Origin of the sequence: Paracoccus bogoriensis (assembly GCF_019431455.1) — a bacterium.
In the GTDB taxonomy this organism is placed as follows: domain Bacteria; phylum Pseudomonadota; class Alphaproteobacteria; order Rhodobacterales; family Rhodobacteraceae; genus Paracoccus; species Paracoccus bogoriensis.
Genome location: NZ_JAHYSR010000002.1, coordinates 138,421 through 160,176, shown reverse-complemented (window position 1 = coordinate 160,176; position 21,756 = coordinate 138,421). Strand labels below are relative to the sequence as shown.

The window sequence follows — 21,756 nt, the reverse complement described above, 5'->3', positions numbered from 1 at the left end:
GTTCCGGGCCTTTCCCCGGGATATCTGGGCCAAGGCAAAGGGGCAGGCTCAGATCGTGACCTTGCCGAAACTGTCGCGCAAGGCGGCCGACCAGGCGGCGCTCATCCGGGCGAAATCGGGATCGCCGTCGAGAATGCGGCGCCGGAGGCCCAGACGGAACTGGTCGCGTTCGATCAGAGCCAGGTCCAGGGGCATTCCCACAGAGAGATTCGATCGCAGCGTCGAATCCATCGACAGCAGAACCGCCTTCTGCGCATCGGCAAGGCTGGTTGACGGCGTCACGACGCGGTCAAGGATCGGCTTGCCGTATTTGTGTTCGCCGATCTGCAGAAAAGGGGTGTCCTCGGTCGCCTCGATGAAATTGCCCTCGGGATAGATCAGGAACAAGCGCATCTCCCCGCCACGCCGCTGACCCGCCACGATCAGGCTGGCCGAAGCCTGCTGCCTGAGGTCGCGGCATTGCTCGGCGATCTCGCGCCGGGTGCGGCAAAGCGTGTCGCCGATGATCATGGCGGCCCGCAGCATGGTTGGGGCCCGCATGATCGAGGTCGTCTCATCCGCCATCTCGTCTTCGATGGCTTCCTTGAGGCGTGCAATCGTGGTCTGGGTCACTGACAGCGACCCGGCGGTCATGATCGTGATGATCCGCTCACCAGGCTCCTCGAAGAAGAACATCTTGCGATAGCAAGAGATATTGTCGAGCCCGGCATTGGTCCGGGTATCCGACAACAGGACAAGGCCCGCATCCAGTTTCAATCCGACACAATAGGTCATCGGCAGGTTTTCCCGAAAAAAGTCGCCCGACACTAGGCCGAGCCTGAGCACCCTGCAATCATCGGGATGGCGGCGCATCCTGGAACTGCTCAATAAGGCGGCATGTCCCTTTGCCTTGGCCCAAAATCCCAAGGGGAGGCCCGGAAAGGGCCGGGGGCAGCGCCCTCTGCACCCCCCCGGAATCTGGCGCTACTGGGCAAGTTCCTCGACATGGACTGCCACTGCCAGCTCTTCGGCGCTGTTGCCAAGCGCGACGCCGCGGATCGGAGCCGCTTCAGAAGCATCAATGCCAGATCCGAGTCGCACATAACGTTCATCCGGACAGCAGGAATTGGCGGGGTCAAAGCCGACCCAGCCCAGGCCCTCGATGAAGATCTCGGCCCAGGCATGAGCAGCGTCGTGCGCTTCGCCGTCGATGGTCGAATGCAGGTAGCCAGAAACATAGCGCGCAGGCATCTCCGACAGGCGGGCAAGGGCGATCAACGTATGGGCGTGGTCCTGACAAACGCCCTTGCCCAGGGCCAACGCCTCGGCGGCCGTCGTATGCGCCTCGGTCACGCCGGGGCGGAAGGCGATTGCCCCGCTGACCGCACGCGACAGGCGATGCGCCAGGTCAAGCTGGTCCTGCGCCGAGGCTCCGACCTCTGCGGCCAGTGCCCTCAGGCTTGCATCCGGGGCCGTGACCTTGCTGGTTCGCAGATAGGTCAATGGGTTGATCAGTTCGCGATGGCCGCGCAGCACGCCCGCAGTGTCGCGCGTGTCGATACGGCCCTCGATACGCACTCTCACTTCGTTGACCGGGCCGCGCACGGTCCAGCCCTCGATCCAGTCGCCCGCGCCGTCGCGAAAGCCCGGTCCGCGCACCCCGCCCGAGACATGGATCTGCCATTCATGCGTTCGCTGCCCCTCGAAAATCGAGGGCGTCAGACGCAGGCTTTGAACCAGGTTCCGGATGGGGTGATCATAGCGATAGATCGTTTCGTGGGAAATCCGCAACTTCATGGTCACACCCCCCCCATGAGGTAATCCTGATGCACCAGGTTCGAGATCGTCGCCATCTCGCGGATGAACCGGCTGAGAAATTCGTGAAGCCCCTCGTCGAAGATCATCTCGATGTTGCGCGATTCCAGGGCAGCCAGAACCTCGCGTGCCTTGTCGCGGGCCTCGGTCGGCACGCTGTCGCCATAGCGGCGCGCCAACCCTTCGAGGTGCCAGACCGCTTCGTAGAGCGAGGTGATCAGCGCCCGCGGGCTTTCCCCGTTCAGGATCAGGAAATCGGCCACCTGCGCCGCCGTGATGTCGCCGCCATAGGCCCAGTGATAGGCCCGATGCGCCGACAGCGCACGCAGGATCACCTGCCATTGATAATTGTCCAGTCCCGAGCCCACGAATTCGATACGCGGCAACAGCACGAAATATTTGACATCCAGAAGCCGCGCCGTCGCGTCGGCGCGTTCGATGCTGTAGCCCAGGTTCATGAAATGCCAGCCATCGTTGCGCAACTGCGTCGCATTGATCGCACCGCGCACGGTCGAGGTGTGGCTGGTGATGAAGTCGGTCAAGCCGGCCATATCCAGCTTGGCGCGGGGCTGGCGTTCGATCTTGCGCAACTCCTGATAGGCGACGTTCAGCGCGTCCCAGACCTGGCTGGTCAGGGCGGTGCGCACAATACGCCCGGCCTCGCGTGCCTGTTCAAGGCAGCTTGCGGCCGATGACGGGTTGTCATGGTCGAAGAAGATGAATTCCTCGATCTTTTCCTGCGTGATCTCGCCGTATTTCTGCCGGAACAGGTCGGATGTCCCCGAGGCCTGCAAGAGCGAGTTCCATTCATTCTGATAGCCCAGTTCGGTATTGGGCAGCAGGGTGATGCGCTGGCCCACATCCAGCAGGCGCGCGGCGGTTTCGGCGCGTTCCAGATTGCGGCCCATCCAGAACAGGTTCGAGGCGGTGCGGCTCAGCATGGTCGTTCTCCTCCTCATTCCGACAGGACCCAGGTATCCTTGACACCGCCTCCCTGCGACGAGTTCACCACCAGCGAACCCTCGCGCAGCGCGACGCGGGTCAGACCGCCCGGCACCAGCTCGATCCGATCGCCGCACAGACAAAAGGGGCGCAGGTCCACATGGCGCGGCGCGATGCCCTCGTCCACGAAGGTTGGGCAGGTTGACAGGGCCAGCGTGGGCTGCGCGATGTAGTTCGAGGGGTTGGCCTGAATCTTGGCGCGGAAGGTCTCGATCTCGGCGGCAGTGGATTTCGGACCGACCAGCATTCCGTAGCCGCCCGAGCCATGGACCTCCTTGACGACCAGATCGCCCAGGTTCTCCATCACATAGCGATAATCGTCATCCTTCCACAAGGTCCAGGTCTGGACGTTGTTCAGGATCGGTTCCTCGCCCAGATAGAAGCGCACCATTTCCGGGACGAAGGTATAGATCGCCTTGTCGTCGGCCACCCCCGCGCCCGGTGCCGAGCAGATCGACACCCCGCCCGAGCGATAGACATCCATCAGTCCCGGAACGCCCAGCATGGAATCGGGGCGAAAACACAGCGGGTCCAGAAAGGGGTCGTCGATCCGGCGATAGATCACGTCCACGCGCTTGGGCCCGGTCGTGGTGCGCATATAGCAGAATTCGCCGTCCACGAAGAGATCCTGGCCCTCGACCAGTTCGACCCCCATCAGGTTGGCCAGAAAACTGTGTTCGTAATAGGCGCTGTTATAATGGCCTGGCGTCAGGATCACGCAGGTCGGACGTTCGCTGCACTTGGCGGGGGCGAGCGACTCCAGCGTCCGGCGCAGCAGTTCGGGATACTGGTCCACCGGCTCGATGCGGTTGGTGCGAAACAGCTGCGGGAACATCCGCATCATGATCTCGCGGTTCTCCAGCATGTAGCTGACGCCCGAGGGCGTGCGGCAATTGTCCTCGAGCACGTGGAATTCGTCCTTGGCCGTGCGGACGATGTCGATGCCGATGATATGGGAATAGACACCGCGCGGGGGCACGATGCCGACCACGGCCTTTTCGTAAGCCTCGTTCCGATAGACCAGCCGCGCCGGGATGCGCCCCGCCCGCACGATCTCGCCCCGGCCGTAAACGTCACGCAGAAAGGCGTTCAGCGCCCGGGCGCGCTGCTTGATACCGCGTTCCAGGCGGCGCCATTCGGCCTGCTCGAAAACGCGGGGCATCATGTCGAAGGGGATCAGCCGGTCCGGGTCGCCCCCCTCGCCATAGACGGCAAAGGTGATGCCGATGCGGCGGAACAGCGCCTCGGCCTCGGCCTGCTTCATCTGGCGGAAATCGTCGGGCATCGTCTCGACCCATTCGCGAAGCCGGGCATAGGGCTCGCGCACCGCGTCGCCGTCGAACATCTCGTTGTAGTAATTCATGGCTCCCCCGTGCTGCGTGTCGTGTCAGGCCGTTTCTTCTTGTCGTGGACCCCAGCCGCCTGACCCGATGATCGGGCAAGGCATGGCGCAAAGTCCACAAAAGAAGCCATGGCCCTGCCCAAACGTTCCGCAGGTTCCAGTGCGACAACAGCATGACGCAGCCCGCGCGCGGACGCGCTGCCTGTTTTCAGGGCAAGAGCTAGACTCGCTCGACCGCGATCGCCGTGCCTTCGCCGCCACCGATGCAGATGGCGGCAACCCCACGCCTGAGGCCGCGCGCCTGAAGCGCGTGGATCAGCGTCACGATGATCCGCGCGCCCGAGGCACCGATCGGATGGCCCAGCGCGCAGGCCCCGCCATTCACGTTCACGCGCTCATGGGACAGACCCATCCGCGCCATGAAGGCCATGGGGACGACCGCAAAGGCCTCGTTCACCTCCCACAGATCGACGCTGTCCTTGGTCCAGCCGATCCGGGCCAGCAGCTTTTCGGCGGCCGGAACCGGGGCCGTCGGAAACGCGCCCGGGGCCTGCGCGTGGCTGGCATGACCCACGATACGCGCGATGGCGTCTGCCGGATCGGCGCTGAGCACCAGCGCCGCGGCCCCGTCCGAGATCGAGGAACTGTTGGCGGCCGTCACCGTCCCGTCCTTGCGGAAGGCCGGTTTCAGATGCGGGATCTTGTCGGGGCGGGCCAGACCCGGCTGCTCGTCCGTGTCGATGCAGCTGTCACCGCCTCGGCCGGCAACCGTGACGGGCGCGATCTCGGGGGCGAAGGCGCCCGAGGCGATGGCCTGTTGCGCCCGCGTCAGGCTGGCAAGGGCGTAATCGTCCTGCGCCTGTCGGGAAAAGGCGAATTCGGCGGCGCAATCCTCGGCGAAGGTGCCCATCAGGCGGCCCTTGTCATAAGCGTCCTCCAACCCGTCAAGGAACATGTGGTCAATCACCTGCCCATGGCCCAACCGGGCGCCCGCCCGCATCCTGGGCAGCAGATAGGGCGCGTTCGACATGCTCTCCATCCCGCCCGCGACGACCAGATCGGCGCTACCGGCTGCGATGGCATCGGCGGCCATCATCACCGCCTGCATCCCCGAACCGCACATCTTGTTCAGCGTCGTCGCCGGCACGCCCTGCGGCAGGCCCGCCGCAAAGCCCGCCTGTCGGGCGGGCGCCTGGCCCTGGCCGGCAGGCAGAACGCAGCCCATCAACAGCGCATCGACCCGATCGGACGCCACCCCCGCCCGCGCCAGCGCCGCCGCCACGGCAACCCCGCCAAGCGCCGGGGCGGGCATGGAAGACAGCGCCCCCAGAAGGCCGCCCATGGGCGTTCGCGCGGCCCCGTTGATGTAGATCTGTCGCATTGTCATCATCCTCCCCCTTGCGATCCCCTTCCTCGATTACCGGATGCTAACCTTTGGCGTCTATACGGGTCGTCGAGAATGCAGAAGGAAACGTCCATGCAGTTTGTCGTCCAGGATTCCGAAAGCCATCTGCTGATCCGGGTGGGCGAAGCGCGGATCGACGCCGCCATCGCAACGCAGTTCAAGGACAGGCTGCGCGCCATCGTGACCAGGGCGACCAAGCCCGTGCATCTGGACCTGCAGCATGTCGATTTCATGGACAGTTCCGGCCTTGGTGCCGTGATCGCGGTGCGCAAGGCGCTGCCCGACCACCTGCCGCTGGTGCTGCAGGCTCTGACCCCCAATGTCGAACGCGTCTTTCGGCTGACCCGGATGGACAGCATCTTCGACATCCGCCCCGCCACCCCACAGGAGGTCCAGCGTCAATGAAACCTGAAGAACGGCAGAATGCCGGGATAAAGAATCGGCCCTCGGCCCATAGCTTGCCAATGTTCCACCGTGTCCTGAAGGCGACACCGGAGACCGTGCGGGACGCGCTTGGCGCCGTGCGTGCGCGCTTTCGCGATGAGGTGGCGGGCGACACGCTCGGCCGGTTGGAGCTGGTCCTGGCCGAGGTGATGAACAACATCGCCGAACATGCGGGCGATCATGACGAGCCTGGCAGGATCCTGCGCCCGCCGCTGGTCCATCTGTGGGTGGTTGGCCATGATGGCGGGCTGGCCTGCGCGCTCAGCGATGACGGCACATCGCTGCCCGCCGAATGCCTGCTGCCGCGCGATCTGCCGCAGATCGGCAGCGAGGATCTGCCCGAAGGGGGGTTCGGCTGGTATCTGATCCAGGATCTGACGCAGGAATTGTGCTACTACCGCGAAGGCAGCCGGAATTTCCTGGCTTTCCGCATCCCGCCATGCGATGTCGCCGGATAAGGCTCAGTTGATTGGCGCCATCAGGGAATAGCGGCCATCCTCGAAATCGCCGAACAGATCAGCCAGTTCGGGATGGTCGATCGGCTCGCCCGACGTGTCGGGCTCCAGGTTCTGCTCGGACACATAGGCGACATAATAGGTCGCCTCTGTCTCGGCATACAGATGATAGAAGGGCTGATCCTTGTCGGGCCGCGACTCTTCGGGGATCGATTCGTACCATTCCTCGGTATTGGCGAAGTGGGGATCGACATCGAAAATGACGCCGCGGAAGGGGCGCTCGCGATGCCGGACAACCTGGCCCAGGGCGAATTTCGCGATCCGGCCTTGTCCGTGAAGATGCTGCGTCGTCATGCTTGCGGGCCTGTCCCTGCTGAAATGATGCGAGACTTTCTAATCCCTCGGCGCGAGACTGTCCACCGGGGGGCGGGGCGACATCGCACGAGGCAGCGGCGCGACAAGCTCGGCGATCGCGCGGTATTCCTCGGCCAGGGCCATGGCCTCGGCCATGCCATCGGCAGGGACCACGCCGGGATCTTCCTGCCCGTCGCGCATGACCGAGCGCGCATCCAGCCAGTCAAGCATCTGTCTGCGCTGCGCCTCGGTCATCGTCATCAGGATCTGCGCCAACAACCGCCGTTGCGCCAGAAGGCGCCCCTCGATCTGGTCAAGGCGTTCGGATCCGTTGTTCATAGCAGCACTCCCGTTGCTTTGGTCGGGTCGAGGTGTTTTGGTCAGGTCGAGGACGGCGCCGGGAAAGCGCACTCCCTCAGCCTGTCTCCCTGTCGGTCTGGGGGGTGTGAGCAGCCAGCTTGCGCGCCAGCGCCTCGGCCAGCGCGCGGCCGCGCGGGGTCAGGGGCTCGGCCTGGACGCCATCGCGCAGCGCCTTGATGGCCTCGTCCACCCGTTTGTCCGTCTCGTCAACGCCTGCTGTCATCGCATCCTCGCCCTGCAGCGACCATCTTAACTTAAATCAACGGCGCCGTCGCGGGTTGCGACGCGACCACCCGACGCTTTTCGCACGCCACGGCAAGGCGCGCCGGAACCCCTTGGATCAGGGCGCGTTTCCCCATCCGATACACATTCATGCACAACGCCGTGAAGCCCGAGGCCCCATGCCCCAGACCAACCGCACCGCCGCAGTCCTTCCGCCCCTTCACCTGTGGGCGCGTATCGTGCTGGCCCTTCTGGGGCTGTCGCTTCTTGCCTTGGGCGCGGCCACCGCATGGTTCGGGGCGCTTCTCGTGTGGGAGGGAGGCAGTTGGTATTATCTGCTGGCGGGACTGACGATGTCTCTGGCGGGCCTGGCGCAGATCGGCGGGCTGACCCGGCTTTCGGTGCCGCTTCAGGCCTGCCTCCTGCTGGTCACGATGCTGTGGTCCATCTGGGAAATCTGGGGCAAGGGCTTTCTGCCGGGCTGGGGCGCGGATTTCGGCGCGCGGGTCGGGGTCATTGCGGCCCTCTTCTTTCTGTCGGCTCTGGTCGCGGCAGCCGGCACGCCGCGCCCCCTGCGTGCGCCGGGCCTGTTGCGAATGACGGCCGGGGCGACCGCTGCGGCCGGTCTTGTCGCCATCGGACTGATCGCGATCTACTGGGAACGCACGACACAGCCCTCGGATCTGGCCCGGATCCAGCCGCGTCCGGTCCCCGAAGGCCTGAACGGGCCTTCGGACTGGTCTGCCCATGCGGGCAGTGCGCATGGACAGGCCTTTACGCCAGCCAGCCAGATCACGCCGCAGAACGTCGCCCGGCTGACCGAGGTCTGGCGCGTGCAGACGGGTGATCTGCCGCCGAACGACCGGGTCTATTACTCGGCGCAGAACACGCCGATCCTGGTGGACGGACGGCTGTTCACCTGCACACCCAGCAATCAGGTTCTGGCGCTGGACCCGGCGACGGGGCAGGTTCTGTGGCGCTTTGATCCCGGCGTCGATCCAAGGCACATGGAATCGCTGTTCTCGGCGGCCTGCCGGACGGTCGCGCATTACGCCCTGCCGGATGCGACGGGCGAGTGTTCCGCACGGGTGCATGTCGCAACCGTGGATGGCCGTCTTTACGGGCTGGACGCGGTCAGCGGCGCGGTTTGCGAGGATTTCGGTCAGAATGGCATCGTCGATCTGACGCTTGGCATGGGAATCCAGGAAACCGGGCTGGCCTCGTCCACTTCGGGTCCGGCGCTGGTTGGCGACGCGCTGATCGTGGGCCAGCAGGTCAGCGACAATCAGCGTCGCGACGCGCCATCCGGGGTGGTCCGGGCCTACGACGCGGCGACGGGCGATCTGCTCTGGGCGTGGGACGCGCTGCGGCAGGGACGGGCGCAAGAGCCCTTGGCCGAGGGAGAAGTCTATCCCCGCGGCACGCCGAATGTGTGGAACATCATCTCGGGCGATCCGCAGGCCGGGCTGGTCTATGTCGGCACAGGCAATTCGGCGAACGACCATTGGGGCGGCACCCGAACCGAGGAAGAGGACCGCTTTACCGCCGCTGTTGTCGCCATTGACCTGGAAACCGGCGAGACGGTCTGGGATTTCGCCACCGTCATTCACGACCTGTGGGATTACGACATCGGCGCGCAGCCGGTTGTGGGCGATGTGACCGTGGCCGGGCAGACAAGGCGCGCAGTGCTTCAGGCCACCAAGACCGGCTCTCTGTTCGTTTTTGACGCGGCGACGGGCGAGCCGCTGACCGATATCCGCATGACACCCGCGCCGCAGGGCGCCCTGCCCGGGGACTGGGTCAACGAGACACAGCCGCAATCGGTGCATTACCCCAATCTCGCGGGTCTGCCCGGTCCCGACCCCGAAAGGTTGGATGCCCGCCACGCCTTTGGCTTGACGCCGCTGGATGCAGCCATGTGCCGGCTGGAGTTCCAGCGCATGAGATACGAGGGTATCTATACCCCGCCCACCGACGATCCTGGCGGAATGTTGCTGTTTCCCGGCACGATCGGCGGCCCGAACTGGGGCGGGATCGGCTTGGACCGCGACCGCAACATCGTGATCTCGAATCACTCGCGGCTGCCGAACAAGGTCGTGATGGTGCCGCGCGAGCAGGTCGCGGACCTGCCCGTCGGGATGGGCGGCGCCCGCCCCGATCAGGACGTGGCGCCGCATTTCTTCTCGCCCTATGGGGTGGACCGCCCGATCTGGCTGTCGGTGCTGGACGTGCCATGCATCGCGCCGCCCTGGGGTTTCATCGTGGCCACCGATCTGGATAGCGGTGACATCATCTGGCAGAAGCCCCTTGGCACCGGGTTCGACACGGGTCCGCTGGCGCTGCCGACCTTTCTGAAGCTGCCCATCGGCACGGCGAATATCGGCGGACCGCTGGTCACGGCGACCGGACTGACCTTCATCGCCGCCGCGCAGGACAACTGGCTGCGCGCCTACGAGACCGAAACCGGTCGCCTGTTGTGGCAGGGGCGGCTGCCCGCAGGCGGGCAGGCCTCGCCCATGAGCTACGAGATCGACGGGCGGCAATATGTCGTCATCACCGCCACGGGCCATCAGCGTCTGATGACCGACACGGGCGATTACGTCGTCGCTTTCGCTCTGGAAGATTAGGCTGGCTCAGTCGGCCCCGAAAAGATCGCGCGTATAGACCTTGGCGCGCACGCTTTCCAGTTCGGCCGAGAGGCGGTTCGCGACGATAAGATCCGCCTCTTGCCGAAAGGCTTCCAGGTCGCGCACCACGCGCGAGCCGAAAAAGCGGTCCTCGGCCAGGGCGGGCTCATAGACGATCACCTCGACGCCCTTGGCCTTGAGCCGTTTCATGATGCCCTGCACTGCGCTGTGGCGGAAATTGTCCGAGCCGGATTTCATCACCAGCCGGTGGATGCCGACGATGCCGGGTTTGCGCGACAGGATGTCATCGGCGATGACATCCTTGCGTGTGCGGTTCGCTTCGACCACCGCGGCGATCAGGTTTTGCGGCACGTCGCGGTAATTGGCCAGCAGCTGCTTGCTATCCTTGGGCAGGCAATAGCCGCCGTAGCCAAAGGATGGATTGTTGTAGTGATTGCCGATGCGCGGATCGAGACCGACCCCTTCGATGATCTGGCGGCTGTCCAGACCATGCGTCAGGGCATAGCTGTCCAGCTCGTTGAAATAGGCCACGCGCAACGCAAGATAGGTGTTGGCGAAGAGCTTGATCGCTTCGGCCTCGGTCGGACCGGTCAGCAGGACCGGCACGTCGCGGTCCAGCGCCGCATCGGCCAGAAGCTGGGCAAAGGCCTGCCCGCGGGGGCTGTTCTCGCCCACGACGATGCGCGAGGGATGCAGGTTGTCGTGCAGCGCCCGGCCCTCGCGCAGGAATTCCGGGCTGAAGATCACCTGATCGCAGCCGAGCCTGCGCGTAACGTCCAGCGTGAAGCCCACCGGCACCGTGGATTTGACCACGATCACGGCCTGGGGGGCGTGCTGCATGACGCTGCGGATTACCGTCTCGACACTGGAGGTATCAAAGAAATTCGTGACCGGGTCATAGTCGGTGGGCGTTGCGACAATGACGAAATCCGCGCCCTCATAGGCGGTGGCCGGGTCGGTCGTGGCGATCAGGTCCAGGTTCTCCTCGGCCAGATAGCGGGCCATTTCCGCATCGACGATGGGGCATTGGCGGGCGTTCAGCATCTCGCAGCGGCGCGGGTCGATGTCGATGGCGCGCACCCTATGGTGGCGCGCCAACAGCACGGCATTGGACAGCCCGACATAGCCGATCCCGGCAACGGCGATGATTTTCTGCGACATGCGCTTTCCCTGATCTCTGGCACGGGGCGCCGCGGCCCCGATGCCTTATGGCCTCTGCGCGCGCGGATGAAAACGCCGAAAAACCGAATTGCGACAAGGCGCCAAGGCGTCCTGCCCTGCGGCCGTCAGGCCCGCGCCAGCGCCTTGGCTTCCTTGCGGCGGGCATGGAGCGTGGGTTCGGTATAGCCCGAGGGCTGTTCGGTCCCGGTCAGGATCAGATCGCGCGCAGCCTTGAAGGCGGGCCCGTCGAAGCCTGGTGCCATCGGGCGATAGGCCGGATCGCCTGCATTCTGGGCATCGACCTTGACGGCCATGCGGCGCAGCGCATCCTCGACCTGGTCGCGGGTGATCAGGCCGTGTTCCAGCCAGTTGGCCAGGTATTGCGCGCTGATCCGGCAGGTCGCGCGATCCTCCATCAGCGGCACGTCGTCGATATCGGGCACTTTCGAGCAACCGATTCCCTGATCGACCCAGCGCACCACATAGCCCAGGATGCCCTGCGCGCTGTTGTCCAGTTCGCGCAGGATCTCGTCGCGCGTCAGCGGCTCAGAGGCGAGGGCGGGCGTCAGCAGCAGGTCCAGATCGGGCAGCGCCTTGCCCGCCAGTTCCGCCTGTCGCGCGGCGACATCGACCATGTGGTAATGCATGGCATGAAGCGTGGCGGCCGTGGGGCTGGGCACCCAGGCGGTCGAGGCGCCCGATTGCGGATGGCCGATCTTGACCTCCAGCATCTCGGCCAGGGCGTCGGGCTTGGCCCACATCCCCTTGCCGATCTGGGCGCGGCCTTTCATCCCGGCGGCCAGGCCGATCAGGACATTGCGATCCTCGTAGGCCTGAAGCCAGGTCGAGGCCTTCATGGCGGCGCGCCCGACGAAGGCACCGGCCTGCATCGAGGTGTGGATCTCGTCGCCGGTGCGGTCCAGGAAGCCCGTGTTGATGAAGACGATGCGGTTGCGGATCGCGTGGATACAGGCGGCAAGGTTCGCGCTGGTGCGGCGTTCCTCGTCCATCAGGCCCAGCTTCACGGTGTTGGCGGGCAGACCAAGCACCTGTTCCACATGGGTAAAGACGCGGTCTGCAAAGGCGGCCTCGTCAGGGCCGTGCATCTTGGGCTTGACCACATAGACCGAACCCACGCGGCTGTTGCCGGGGCGGTCGCCGCGCTTCAGGTCGTGCAGGGCGCAAGCGACAGTCACCATCGCGTCCATCAACCCTTCGGGCGTCTCGGCGCCGTCCTTCAGAACCGCGTCGGTCGTCATGAGATGGCCGACATTGCGGACCAGCAGCAAAGCGCGGCCTGGCAAGGTCAGGATGCTGCCATCGGGCCGGGTGATCTGGCGGTCGCCGGCCAGCCGGCGGGTCATCATCTTGCCGCCTTTCTCGAAACTTTCGACCAGGTCGCCCTTCATCAGGCCCAGCCAGTTGGCATAGACGCCGATCTTGTCCTGGGCATCGACGGCTGCGACACTATCCTCGCAATCCTGGATGGCGGTCAGCGCGGCCTCCAGCACCACGTCGCGCAGGCCACTTGCGCTGGCCGCGCCGATCGGATGGTCCGGGTTCACGACCAGTTCCACATGCAACCCGTGATGGCGCAGCACATAGGCCGTGTCGCCGCCCTCGCGCCGGATGCCGATATAGGCCGCCGGATCGGCCAGACGCACAACCTGGCCCGCGATGGTCGCCGCCAGCCCCTGTCCGTCAGCATCATAGGCCGTGACCTCGGCATGGCTGCCCGAGGCCAGCGGCAGGGCCTGATCCAGGAAGGCGGCCGCCCTGGCCACGACCGCATCGCGGCGTGCGGGGTCGATCCCGCCTGGCGCCAGAGGCGGCCCCATCACGTCCGAGCCATACATCGCGTCATAGAGCGAGCCCCACCGCGCATTCGCCGCATTCAGCGCGAAACGGGCATTGCTGACCGGCACGACAAGCTGCGGACCGGCAAGACTGGCGATTTCGGGATCGACGGCGCCGTTCTCGATCGTGAAGGGCGCGGGTTCGGGGACAAGATAGCCGATCTCGGTCAGAAAGGCCCGATAGGCGGCCGCGTCCCAAGGCTGATTGCCGCGCGCCTTGTGCCAGGCGTCGATCCGGGCCTGCAACTCGACCCGGCGGTCCAGCAAGGCGCGGTTTTCAGCCATGAAGCCGTCCAGCAGAGCCGCGTAGCCCTGCCAGAAGGCATCGGCCTGGACATCCGTGCCCGGCAGCACCTGATCTTCGACGAAGCGGGCGAAATCCTGATCGACCTCCAGCCCATGACGGGTAACGCGTGCCATGCCTTCCTCCTTGCAGGTGATGTCTTGCCGCATGGCTTACGATAGAAGCGGCCTTCTGCCAAGACAGACGGAATATTTTTCCATAAATGGAAAAATCGCGCTGCTCCGGCAGGCGCGGTCGGCCGCGCAGAAAACCGTCGCAGCCTTGCGCTGTCGTGATATTCAGCAGCAACCAGACCGGAGAATGAGCGATGATCCGCGCGCATATGGCGAGTTTTCCACCCCGCAGCGCGGTCGTCCGCCAGGCCGTAGCCTCGCTTCTGCCGCAGGTGGACCGGCTTTTCCTGTGCCTGAACCAGTTCGATTCGGTCCCCGGCTGGATCGCGGACGAGCCGAAGATCGAGGCGATGATCCCACCGCGCGATCTGAAGGATGCGGGCAAGTTCGCCTTTGAGCCTGACCCCGATGACTGGGTCTTCACCGTCGATGACGACATCGCCTATCCGCCCGATTACGTCGCGGCGACGTTGGCCCAGATGGAGCGTCTGGACCCCGAAACAAGCGTGATCGGCCATCTGGGCAATGCCTGGCAAGAACGCGGGAAGCTGGGCCAGATGGGCTGGAAGACGATCATGTTCTGGAAACGATCGCCGCATCTGATGAAGGTCGATGTTCTTGGCACCGGCACGACCTGCCAGTTGGGGCGCAACCTGCCCCGGCTGGACCAGATCGAGAATGCGGCGGGTTTCGTCGATTTGCGCCACGCGCGGCTGCACGCCAAGGCCGGGCGCTGGCTGTGGGTTTCGCCGCACGAACGGGACTGGATGCGAAGCCTGATGACCGACGACCTGCGCCCGACCTCGCTGTTCGATACGGTAAACCGCCGGAAGCCCCCCGCGATGATGGCCGAGCTCGCCGCTCTGATCGGCGAGCGTAGCCCTCATTCAGGCCTGCATCACGGGCATCTGGTCAAAAAGGGGCTGCTTCGGCGCAAGCCGATGTCCTGAATGTCTGTTTCCGCAGGCTGAATGTCGCAAATCGTCCGGTCCTCTTGCACCAAGGCGCTAATCTGCACTTGGACAAATCCCGCCGCAGGACCAGAGCCGCGCCATGAACACCATCCCCTTGACCGCCGAGCTGATCGCCGCCCGCCTGCCTGGCCATTCCCTGCCACGCGACCTTTATTGCGGTGAACAGGCCTTCCGCGATGATCTGGAACAGATCTGGTATCGCGAATGGCTGTTCGCGGGCCCGGCCTCGGCCCTGCCAAGAACTGGCAGCTACATGACCATGCAGGTGGGCGATTACCCGGTGATCCTGACGCGCGGGGCCGATGGCCGCATCCGGGCCTTTCACAATGTCTGCCGCCATCGCGGCCAGCGGCTGTGTTCCAAGGCCAGCGGCACCAACCCCAAACTGGTCTGCCCCTATCACCAATGGACCTACGATCTGGACGGCAGGCTGCTTTACGCCCGCGACATGGGCGAGGGCTTCGATGCCACGAAATACGGCCTGAAAACCGTGCATTGTGTCGATCTGGGCGGGATGGTGTTCATCTGCCTGGCCAAGGTGCCCCCCGCGATCAACGATCTGGCGCCGCAGTTGATGCGCTATCTGGCACCGACCGATCTGGCCAATACCAAGGTCGCCCAGGTCTCGACCATCATCGAGAAGGGCAACTGGAAGCTGGTCATCGAGAACAATCGCGAATGCTATCATTGCAGCGGCAGCCACCCCTCGCTGTGCCGCACCTATTCCGACGATCCCTCGATGACCGCCATGGAGGGCCCCCACGCCGCCAGCCCCGAGATTCTGGCCCATTGGGAACGCTGCGAGTCCGCCGGCCTGCCCTCGCGCTTTGTGAACCATCCGCGGATGCAATGGCGTCTGGCGCGGATTCCACTGTTGAACCACGCCGAAAGCTATACGCTGGACGGCAAGAAGGCCGTGTCGCGCCGTCTGGGCAAGATGCCCTTCGACGATGCGGGCAGCCTGTTGTTCTTCCACTACCCGAACACATGGAATCACTTTCTGGCCGATCACTCGATCGTCTTTCGCGTCCTGCCGGTCAGCCCGACCGAGACGCAGGTCACGACCTGGTGGCTGGTCCATCCCGATGCGGTCGAGGGAAAGGATTACGACCTTGGGAACCTCACCCATGTCTGGATGCACACCAATGACGAAGATCGGCAGGTGGTCGAGGAAAATCAGGCCGGTATCCTGTCGCCCGCCTACGAGCCCGGCCCCTATTCGCCGCGCCAGGAAGAAGGCGTTCTGCAATTCGTCGATTGGTATTGCCAGACGATGGCCGACCGCCTGACCCCGAACCGCGTTGCGGCCGAGTGATCCTATGCCCAAACCCCGCCTGAACTGGGCCGTCGAGCCCTGGTCGGATGACGAGCCGCTGGAATGCGTCATGGTAGTCCCGGAAACCCGCGACACCGCGACCTTCATCTTTCGCGCGCCCTCGGGCGCGTGGTTCGACTATCAGCCGGGTCAGTTCATCACGCTGGACCTGCCCGTCGATCCCGCCAAGGGGCCGGCCGGGAACGTGCAACGGACCTATACGATCAGTTCGTCCCCCTCGCGGCCACTGTCGATTTCGGTGACGGTGAAGGCGCAGGCGAACTCGATCGGAACGCGCTGGATGCTGGACCACCTGAAGCCCGGTATGCGGATCAAGGCCTTCGGACCGGCGGGGATCTTCAGCTTCCATCGCCATCCGGCCCGGAAATACCTGTTCATCTCGGCCGGATCGGGGATCACCCCGATGATGTCGATGACAACCTGGTCCTGGGATCAGGCGCAAGACACCGACATCGTGTTCGTCCATGCCGCGCGCACACCATCGGACATCATCTTCCGCGAGCGGCTTGAGCAATTCGCCGCGCGCGTGCCGGGGCTGCAATTGCGCTTCACCGTCGAGAAACCAGAGCCCTTCAAGACCTGGCATGGCTATCAGGGCCGCCTGTCGCAGATCATGCTGGGCCTGATGGCGCCCGATTATCTGGACCGCGAAGTCTTCTGCTGCGGCCCGGAACCCTTCATGCAGGCGGTGCGCGAGATGCTGGTCTCGCTTGGCTATGACATGGAGCGGTATCACCAGGAAAGTTTCGGCACCCCTGTCGCGTCCGAGGCCGAGGCTCCGGTGATCGAGGATATCGCCCCCGACGGGGAATCGCGTGCCCAAGTCGTGTTCGCGGCCAGCGGCGTCACGGCAGCCTGTGCGGAGACCGACACCGTTCTGGCCGTGGCCCGGCGCGCGGGGCTGAACATCCCCTCGGGCTGCACCTTCGGGCTTTGCGGCACCTGCAAGATCCGCAAGACTGCGGGCGAGGTGCATATGGTCCATAACGGCGGCATCAGCGACGAGGATATCGCCGAGGGCTGGATCCTGGCCTGCTGCTCGAACCCGCTTGGCCGGGTCGTGGTCGAGGTCTGACCCCAGCCGCGCCTGCCTCAGCCTGCCTTCGCAGCGGCGGGCTGAAGGATCCAGGCCATCATCTGCTGAGAAATGGCAGGCCGCAGCTTGCGGTCATCGCCCGCCAGCTCGGTCTCAAGCGACAGCAGATCGGTCCGCTCCAGATGTTCGACGAAGCGGAACATCGCATCCACGCCCCGCGCGGTCTTGAGCCCCTTGTGGGTGGATTTGAAGATCTTGCGCGCGTCGTCATCCAGCATGGACCAGACGAAGCCGGTCATGACATCCTTGCGCCATTGCGGCACGCCTTGTTCGGCGTGGCGGAAGGCCTTCACAGCAAGCCGGCGCGCATCCGTCAGGCTGAGGCTTTCGGCGGCGGTTCTCTGCGCTTCGACTGCGGCACCGAAGCTGTCCAGCGCGGCCTTCCAGAAATCGGTCAGATCATGGCCCAGTTTCTGCAGGATATGCGCCCGCGAACTGGTGATGCGATTATCGCCGATCAGATAGCGCAGGTGATCAGGGCCAAGGCGTTCGCCGGGCGTGGCCAGAGCGGAGAGGATCTGTTGGACAAGAACGGAATCAGGTGTCTTTTCCGCATGCAGCGGCAGGGGCTCGCCAGGCACGAGATTCCGCAAGAGCGGCCGCGCCTCAAGGATGTCGGCGTCGTCCCGGACAAGGAAATCGTCCGGCAAGGCGCGCGCCGCGATCAACGAGACATAGCCGATATGGGTATGCAGCCGCGGCACGTGCCGGTTGCGCTGGCGCACATCCTCAGAGGCGTTGACGGCGCCCGACTCGGAAAAGTCGAAGTAATGCGCGCCCATCTGATGCGCCAGGATCGAACCGACCGACTGGTCGTGCCGGTGGTCGCGGAACTGCGCATGGGTCGGGGCCAGTTCGTCGGGCTGGTCGGTCAGCACACGCGGATCGCGGCAGAACGCAAGCCATTTTTCCAGAAAGGCGAAACTGGCATCCGAGGGCATGAACAGCAGAGGCCCCGCACAGACCTGTGCGGCGCGGCGCATCTCGTCCGTGTCGGCGTCCATCAGGATGAAGGCATCGCGCTTGGTAAACTCTCCCTGCACCTGCCAGGCGCCGATGAAGCCGTGGATGAAGCGGTTCGGTGTCATCGCGCACAGCTCGACCGCCGTATGGGGAAAGGCCGGGAACTGCCGGAAGGTGCCTTTTGCGTAGCGCCCGGCATCGTTGTAGATCACGATGTCGTCGGGCCCACATTCGCGCAGCTTCTGCAGGATGATCCACGGCTTCCACAGCCAATAACCTGCGCCGCGTGGCTGTTCGAGGATGAAGCGGTTCTCCTCCCAGAAAGGGGTCTGACGCAGCGCCGCCTCGGTCACGTGCTCGGCGCTGTCGAAGCCGACGGCCAGGGCCGCGTCGCAGTAATCCTGCGCGTTGGTGGCAAAGGGATCGACGCCATTCGAATAGACAAGAAAATGAGCCTTGTTGATCCTGCTTTTACCACGACGCATGACAAATCCCGAGAAAAAGGCCCCTGAACAGGGAGGATACATTCGGATTCCGATGATTCCACGGCCGGGGCAGGCTTTGCAAGCTGGCCGTCCGTTCAGTTTTACACGTCAGGGCAAAGACGTGTCTCGGGCGCTCAGCCCAGCAGCCGCAACAGATAGGCACCATATTCGGTCTTGTGAAACAATTCGGCCCGCGCGCGCAAGGCATCGGCCGAGATCCAGCCGGCTTCATAGGCGATCTCTTCAGGGCAGCCGGTCTGAAGGCCCTGCCGGTTCTCAAGCGTGCGGACGAAATTGCCCGCGTCCAGCAGGCTTTCATGCGTGCCGGTATCCAGCCAGGCAAAGCCGCGCCCCATGCGCTGAACGGTCAGCGCATCCTCGGCCAGGTAGCTGTCCAGAAGGGCGGTGATCTCCAACTCGCCCCGGGCCGAGGGCGTCACCCGCGCCGCACGTTCGGGCGCGGTTCCGTCCAGGAAGTAAAGCCCCGTCACGGCCCAGGGCGAGATCGCCGTCCGAGGCTTTTCGACCAGCCGTGCCGGCCGGTCCTGATCGTCGAACAGCACGACTCCGTAACGCTGCGGGTCGCGGACACGGTAACAGAAGATCGTCGCGCCCGTTTGCCGCGCATCCGCCTGATGCAGCAGCGGAGGCAGGCCATGGCCAAAGAAGATGTTGTCGCCCAGGACCATCGCCGAGGCCGCGCCATTCAGGAAATCCGCCGCCAGCAGATAGGCCTGCGCCAGCCCCTCGGGGCGGGGCTGCACAACCCAGTCGAAACGCAGCCCCCATTGGCTGCCATCGCCCAGCAGGCGCTGGAATTGCGGCTGGTCCTGCGGGGTGGTGATGATCGCGATTTCGCGGATGCCCGCCAGCATCAGCACCGTGATCGGGTAGTAGATCATCGGTTTGTCATAAAGCGGCAGCAACTGCTTGGACACGGCCATTGTAATCGGGTAGAGACGGGTGCCGCTACCCCCGGCCAGAATGATCCCCTTGCGTGCGGTCATGTCGCCCTCAATTCGGCCAGAACCCGGTCCAGCCCGTCGCGCCAATCGGGCCGGGCCAGCCCAAAGTCGCGCGTGATGGCGGCGCAGTCCAGCCGCGAATTCAGCGGACGGCGCGCAGGCGTCGGGTAGTCGGCGCTGGCGATGGGGCGGATGCGGCAGGCCATGCCCGCCCGCGCCATGATCCGCGCGGCAAAATCTGCCCAGCTGATCTGCGGATCACCGGCGAAATGATAAAGCCCGCCCTTCGACGGGTCATCGCGCATTCGGGCCAGCATATGCAGGACCGCGACCGCGATCGCATCCGCCGGGGTGGGCCCGCCGATCTGGTCGCCCACGACCGACACTTCGTCACGCTCGGCGCCAAGACGCAGCATCGTCTTGACAAAGTTCCGGCCCTGCGCGCTGAAGACCCACGAGGTCCGTATCACCGCCCATTGCCCGCCCGCCTGCGCGACGGCCTGTTCCCCCGCCAGCTTCGAGGCACCATAGACGCCCAGAGGCCCGGTCGGCGCATCCTCGGCCCGCGCGTGATCGCCGCTGCCGTCAAAGACGTAATCGGAGGACAGATGCAGGAAGGGAATGCCCTCGGCCGCCGCCGCCTGCGCCATCGCGCCGGGGGCCAGCGCGTTGACGGCATAGGCCGTCTGCGGCTCGGTCTCGGCCTGGTCAACGGCGGTATAGGCGGCCGCGTTCAGCACAGCGGCCGCGCCTCTGATGGCGCGGGCGCAGGCATCGGGGTCGGTCAGGTCGGCCTGATCGCGGCCCAGAAACCGCGCCTGTGGCGCAAGGCGCGCCACCTCGCGCGCGACCTGCCCGCTGCGGCCAAAGACCAGAAGACCCTGCATCAGGCGCGGCCCAAACGCTGGCCGACGCCCTTGCGCGCCAGCAGCGGCTCCCACCAGTCGCGGTTGTCGAGATACCAGGCCACGGTCAGGCCCAGCCCCTGATCCAGCGTGACCGAGGGGCGCCAGCCCAGTTCCCGCCGGATGCGCGCGGGGTCGATGGCATAGCGCCGGTCATGGCCGGGGCGATCCTCGACAAAGGCGATCAGCCGGTCATGGGGCGCGCCTGCGGGGTTCAGCCGGTCCATATGGGCGCAGATCATCCGCACCAGATCCAGATTGCGGGCCTCGGCCTCGCCGCCGATCACGTAGCTGCGCCCGACCGCACCGCGCGTCAGGACGGCCAGCAGCGCCTCGGCGTGATCCTCGACATAAAGCCAGTCGCGGATATGGGCGCCATCACCATAGACCGGGATCGGCCGCCCGGCCAGCGCATTCAGGATCACCACGGGCACCAGCTTTTCGGGAAAGTGGAACGGCCCGTAATTGTTGGAACAGTTCGAGATGACCACCGGCAGGCCATAGGTTTCCCCCCAGGCACGCACCAGATGGTCGCTGGCGGCCTTGCTGGCGGCATAGGGGCTGCGCGGGTCATAGGGCGAGGTTTCGTCGAACCGCCCCATCGCGGGCAGAGATCCGAAGACCTCGTCGGTCGAGACATGGTGCAGGCGGAAGCCTTCGGGCCGGGTCTGCTGCCAATAGGCGCGCGCGGCCTCCAGCAGGTGAAAGGTGCCGGTCACGTTGGTGTCGATGAAGGCGGCAGGCCCGTCGATGGACCGGTCCACATGGCTTTCGGCGGCCAGATGCATGATGGCGTCGGGCCGGTGCTGCGCCAGGATGCGGTCCAGCGCAAGCCGGTCGCGGATGTCGGCCTGTTCAAAGGCATAGGCCGGATGATCCGCGACCGAGGCGACATTGGCCAGGTTCGCGGCATAGGTCAGCGCGTCCAGATTGACGACCTGATGGCCCCGCGCCACCGCCAGCCGCACCACGGCCGAGCCGATGAAACCTGCCCCGCCGGTGACAAGGATCTTCATGCGCCCTCCATCTCGAAGGGCGATCGCCAATCGGCAAAGGCGGGCGCGGTGCGATCCTTGTCGGACAGGATCGGATCGGTAACGCCCCAGTCGATGCCCAGCGAATCCCACCGGACCGCCCCGTCGCTGGCGGCGTCGTAATGCGCCGTGCATTTGTAGATGATCTCGCTGTCGGGTTCCAACGTGACGAACCCGTGCAGAAAGCCCGCCGGGATCCACAATTGCAGCCCGTTTTCGAAGCTGAGTTCGCGCGCGACCCATCGGCCGTAATGGGCGCTGCCCCGCCTTGCATCGACCGCCACGTCGAGAATGCGCCCCCGCCCGCAGCGCACCAGCTTGCCCTGCGCATGAGGCGGCGCCTGGTAGTGCAGCCCGCGCAGCGTGCCCGCCGCGTGCGAGATCGAATGATTGTCCTGGACGAAATCCGGCAGATCCAGCCCGGCCTCTTCCAGGCGGCGTCGGTTCCAGCTTTCCGAAAAGAAGCCGCGCGCGTCGCTGTGCCGGGCGGGGGTCAGCGCCAGAACGCCGGGCAGAGGCGTTTTCTCGATCCTCATGG

21 protein-coding genes are annotated in these 21,756 nt (G+C 65.1%); 6 read left to right on the top strand and 15 right to left on the bottom strand.

The genetic code is table 11. From position 1 onward, the window contains the following. Nucleotides 1-48: 48 nt before the first annotated feature. From KY389_RS01780 to KY389_RS01760, 5 genes are all read right to left on the bottom strand, one after another. Nucleotides 49-774, bottom strand: a complete 726-nt coding sequence (locus tag KY389_RS01780; RefSeq protein WP_219829006.1) for a proteasome-type protease — start codon at nt 772-774, stop codon at nt 49-51. A gap of 189 nt (nt 775-963) precedes the next feature. Beyond that, a complete protein-coding gene (locus tag KY389_RS01775) occupies nt 964-1,776 on the bottom strand; it encodes a transglutaminase family protein (protein ID WP_219829005.1) in 813 nt (270 codons plus the stop codon). A gap of 2 nt (nt 1,777-1,778) precedes the next feature. Further along, the gene (locus KY389_RS01770) at nt 1,779-2,735 is read right to left on the bottom strand and encodes an alpha-E domain-containing protein (protein WP_219829004.1); all 957 of its coding nucleotides are present in this window, start codon (nt 2,733-2,735) and stop codon (nt 1,779-1,781) included. A 14-nt stretch (nt 2,736-2,749) separates the two neighbouring features. Beyond that, nucleotides 2,750-4,159: a circularly permuted type 2 ATP-grasp protein gene (locus KY389_RS01765; RefSeq protein WP_219829003.1), complete on the bottom strand. Its 1,410-nt coding sequence runs from the start codon at nt 4,157-4,159 to the stop codon at nt 2,750-2,752. A 199-nt stretch (nt 4,160-4,358) separates the two neighbouring features. Next, nucleotides 4,359-5,519, bottom strand: coding sequence for an acetyl-CoA C-acyltransferase (locus tag KY389_RS01760; RefSeq protein WP_219829002.1), 1,161 nt, complete (start codon nt 5,517-5,519; stop codon nt 4,359-4,361). A 96-nt stretch (nt 5,520-5,615) separates the two neighbouring features. Here KY389_RS01760 and KY389_RS01755 point away from each other — a divergent pair, with 96 nt between their 5' ends. Further along, on the top strand, nt 5,616-5,948 hold the full coding sequence (locus tag KY389_RS01755; RefSeq protein WP_219829001.1) for an STAS domain-containing protein: 333 nt from the start codon (nt 5,616-5,618) through the stop codon (nt 5,946-5,948). 59 nt (nt 5,949-6,007) lie between these two features. Then, nucleotides 6,008-6,445: an ATP-binding protein gene (locus KY389_RS01750; RefSeq protein ID WP_246587880.1), complete on the top strand. Its 438-nt coding sequence runs from the start codon at nt 6,008-6,010 to the stop codon at nt 6,443-6,445. A gap of 3 nt (nt 6,446-6,448) precedes the next feature. On the opposite strand, the gene hspQ is transcribed toward KY389_RS01750, so the two are convergent. The 3 genes from hspQ to KY389_RS01735 form a co-directional block, all read right to left on the bottom strand. Beyond that, a complete protein-coding gene (hspQ, locus tag KY389_RS01745; RefSeq protein WP_219828999.1) occupies nt 6,449-6,796 on the bottom strand; it encodes a heat shock protein HspQ in 348 nt (115 codons plus the stop codon). Between the two features lie 39 nt (nt 6,797-6,835). Beyond that, entirely contained in the window at nt 6,836-7,135 is a 300-nt protein-coding gene (locus KY389_RS01740; protein ID WP_246587879.1) for a hypothetical protein, read from the bottom strand. A 76-nt stretch (nt 7,136-7,211) separates the two neighbouring features. Next, a complete protein-coding gene (locus KY389_RS01735; RefSeq protein WP_219828998.1) occupies nt 7,212-7,379 on the bottom strand; it encodes a hypothetical protein in 168 nt (55 codons plus the stop codon). A gap of 178 nt (nt 7,380-7,557) precedes the next feature. Between KY389_RS01735 and KY389_RS01730 the strand changes: the two genes are divergently transcribed. After that, complete coding sequence (locus tag KY389_RS01730) at nt 7,558-10,005, top strand: pyrroloquinoline quinone-dependent dehydrogenase (RefSeq protein ID WP_219828997.1); 2,448 nt, start codon at nt 7,558-7,560, stop codon at nt 10,003-10,005. A 6-nt stretch (nt 10,006-10,011) separates the two neighbouring features. Here the strand turns inward: KY389_RS01730 and KY389_RS01725 are convergent, their stop codons facing one another. Both KY389_RS01725 and KY389_RS01720 read right to left on the bottom strand, forming a co-directional pair. Continuing rightward, entirely contained in the window at nt 10,012-11,187 is a 1,176-nt protein-coding gene (locus tag KY389_RS01725) for a nucleotide sugar dehydrogenase (RefSeq protein WP_219828996.1), read from the bottom strand. A gap of 125 nt (nt 11,188-11,312) precedes the next feature. Next, nucleotides 11,313-13,463 carry a malate synthase G gene (locus KY389_RS01720; protein WP_219828995.1) on the bottom strand — a complete coding sequence of 717 codons (2,151 nt, stop codon included), beginning with the start codon at nt 13,461-13,463 and terminating at the stop codon, nt 11,313-11,315. 191 nt (nt 13,464-13,654) lie between these two features. On the opposite strand from KY389_RS01720, the gene KY389_RS01715 reads away from it, so the two are divergent. The 3 genes from KY389_RS01715 (at nt 13,655) to KY389_RS01705 (ending at nt 16,845) form a co-directional block, all read left to right on the top strand. Further along, nucleotides 13,655-14,410 (top strand): hypothetical protein, encoded by a 756-nt coding sequence (locus KY389_RS01715; RefSeq protein ID WP_219828994.1) that lies wholly within the window; start codon nt 13,655-13,657, stop codon nt 14,408-14,410. Nucleotides 14,411-14,513: 103 nt separating this feature from the next. Continuing rightward, nucleotides 14,514-15,749, top strand: a complete 1,236-nt coding sequence (locus KY389_RS01710) for an aromatic ring-hydroxylating oxygenase subunit alpha (RefSeq protein ID WP_219828993.1) — start codon at nt 14,514-14,516, stop codon at nt 15,747-15,749. 4 nt (nt 15,750-15,753) lie between these two features. Beyond that, nucleotides 15,754-16,845 carry an FAD-binding oxidoreductase gene (locus tag KY389_RS01705; RefSeq protein ID WP_219828992.1) on the top strand — a complete coding sequence of 364 codons (1,092 nt, stop codon included), beginning with the start codon at nt 15,754-15,756 and terminating at the stop codon, nt 16,843-16,845. A gap of 17 nt (nt 16,846-16,862) precedes the next feature. Here the strand turns inward: KY389_RS01705 and KY389_RS01700 are convergent, their stop codons facing one another. The 5 genes from KY389_RS01700 to rfbC all read right to left on the bottom strand — a co-directional run bounded on the left by KY389_RS01700 (nt 16,863) and on the right by rfbC (nt 21,754). Continuing rightward, nucleotides 16,863-18,314 carry a hypothetical protein gene (locus tag KY389_RS01700; protein WP_219828991.1) on the bottom strand — a complete coding sequence of 484 codons (1,452 nt, stop codon included), beginning with the start codon at nt 18,312-18,314 and terminating at the stop codon, nt 16,863-16,865. 134 nt (nt 18,315-18,448) lie between these two features. Then, complete coding sequence (gene rfbA / locus KY389_RS01695; RefSeq protein ID WP_219828990.1) at nt 18,449-19,321, bottom strand: glucose-1-phosphate thymidylyltransferase RfbA; 873 nt, start codon at nt 19,319-19,321, stop codon at nt 18,449-18,451. Further along, on the bottom strand, nt 19,318-20,166 hold the full coding sequence (gene rfbD, locus KY389_RS01690) for a dTDP-4-dehydrorhamnose reductase (protein ID WP_219828989.1): 849 nt from the start codon (nt 20,164-20,166) through the stop codon (nt 19,318-19,320). The genes rfbA and rfbD overlap by 4 nt, the downstream gene beginning before the upstream one ends. Further along, nucleotides 20,166-21,200: a dTDP-glucose 4,6-dehydratase gene (gene rfbB / locus KY389_RS01685; RefSeq protein ID WP_219828988.1), complete on the bottom strand. Its 1,035-nt coding sequence runs from the start codon at nt 21,198-21,200 to the stop codon at nt 20,166-20,168. Before rfbB ends, rfbD begins: the two co-directional genes overlap by 1 nt. Then, nucleotides 21,197-21,754: a dTDP-4-dehydrorhamnose 3,5-epimerase gene (gene rfbC / locus KY389_RS01680; protein WP_219828987.1), complete on the bottom strand. Its 558-nt coding sequence runs from the start codon at nt 21,752-21,754 to the stop codon at nt 21,197-21,199. Before rfbC ends, rfbB begins: the two co-directional genes overlap by 4 nt. Between the last annotated feature and the right edge of the window lie 2 nt (nt 21,755-21,756).

Coding starts and splice junctions, on each gene's coding strand:
- KY389_RS01735 (WP_219828998.1), bottom strand. CDS start 7,379: ATGACAGCAGGCGTTGACGAGACGGACAAACGGGTGGACGAGGCCATC.
- KY389_RS01725 (WP_219828996.1), bottom strand. CDS start 11,187: ATGTCGCAGAAAATCATCGCCGTTGCCGGGATCGGCTATGTCGGGCTG.
- hspQ (WP_219828999.1), bottom strand. CDS start 6,796: ATGACGACGCAGCATCTTCACGGACAAGGCCGGATCGCGAAATTCGCC.
- KY389_RS01780 (WP_219829006.1), bottom strand. CDS start 774: ATGACCTATTGTGTCGGATTGAAACTGGATGCGGGCCTTGTCCTGTTG.
- KY389_RS01710 (WP_219828993.1), top strand. CDS start 14,514: ATGAACACCATCCCCTTGACCGCCGAGCTGATCGCCGCCCGCCTGCCT.
- KY389_RS01700 (WP_219828991.1), bottom strand. CDS start 18,314: ATGCGTCGTGGTAAAAGCAGGATCAACAAGGCTCATTTTCTTGTCTAT.
- KY389_RS01765 (WP_219829003.1), bottom strand. CDS start 4,159: ATGAATTACTACAACGAGATGTTCGACGGCGACGCGGTGCGCGAGCCC.
- rfbA (WP_219828990.1), bottom strand. CDS start 19,321: ATGACCGCACGCAAGGGGATCATTCTGGCCGGGGGTAGCGGCACCCGT.
- KY389_RS01715 (WP_219828994.1), top strand. CDS start 13,655: ATGATCCGCGCGCATATGGCGAGTTTTCCACCCCGCAGCGCGGTCGTC.
- KY389_RS01775 (WP_219829005.1), bottom strand. CDS start 1,776: ATGAAGTTGCGGATTTCCCACGAAACGATCTATCGCTATGATCACCCC.
- KY389_RS01755 (WP_219829001.1), top strand. CDS start 5,616: ATGCAGTTTGTCGTCCAGGATTCCGAAAGCCATCTGCTGATCCGGGTG.
- KY389_RS01705 (WP_219828992.1), top strand. CDS start 15,754: ATGCCCAAACCCCGCCTGAACTGGGCCGTCGAGCCCTGGTCGGATGAC.
- KY389_RS01740 (WP_246587879.1), bottom strand. CDS start 7,135: ATGAACAACGGATCCGAACGCCTTGACCAGATCGAGGGGCGCCTTCTG.
- KY389_RS01750 (WP_246587880.1), top strand. CDS start 6,008: ATGTTCCACCGTGTCCTGAAGGCGACACCGGAGACCGTGCGGGACGCG.
- rfbC (WP_219828987.1), bottom strand. CDS start 21,754: ATGAGGATCGAGAAAACGCCTCTGCCCGGCGTTCTGGCGCTGACCCCC.
- KY389_RS01730 (WP_219828997.1), top strand. CDS start 7,558: ATGCCCCAGACCAACCGCACCGCCGCAGTCCTTCCGCCCCTTCACCTG.
- rfbD (WP_219828989.1), bottom strand. CDS start 20,166: ATGCAGGGTCTTCTGGTCTTTGGCCGCAGCGGGCAGGTCGCGCGCGAG.
- KY389_RS01770 (WP_219829004.1), bottom strand. CDS start 2,735: ATGCTGAGCCGCACCGCCTCGAACCTGTTCTGGATGGGCCGCAATCTG.
- rfbB (WP_219828988.1), bottom strand. CDS start 21,200: ATGAAGATCCTTGTCACCGGCGGGGCAGGTTTCATCGGCTCGGCCGTG.
- KY389_RS01760 (WP_219829002.1), bottom strand. CDS start 5,519: ATGCGACAGATCTACATCAACGGGGCCGCGCGAACGCCCATGGGCGGC.
- KY389_RS01720 (WP_219828995.1), bottom strand. CDS start 13,463: ATGGCACGCGTTACCCGTCATGGGCTGGAGGTCGATCAGGATTTCGCC.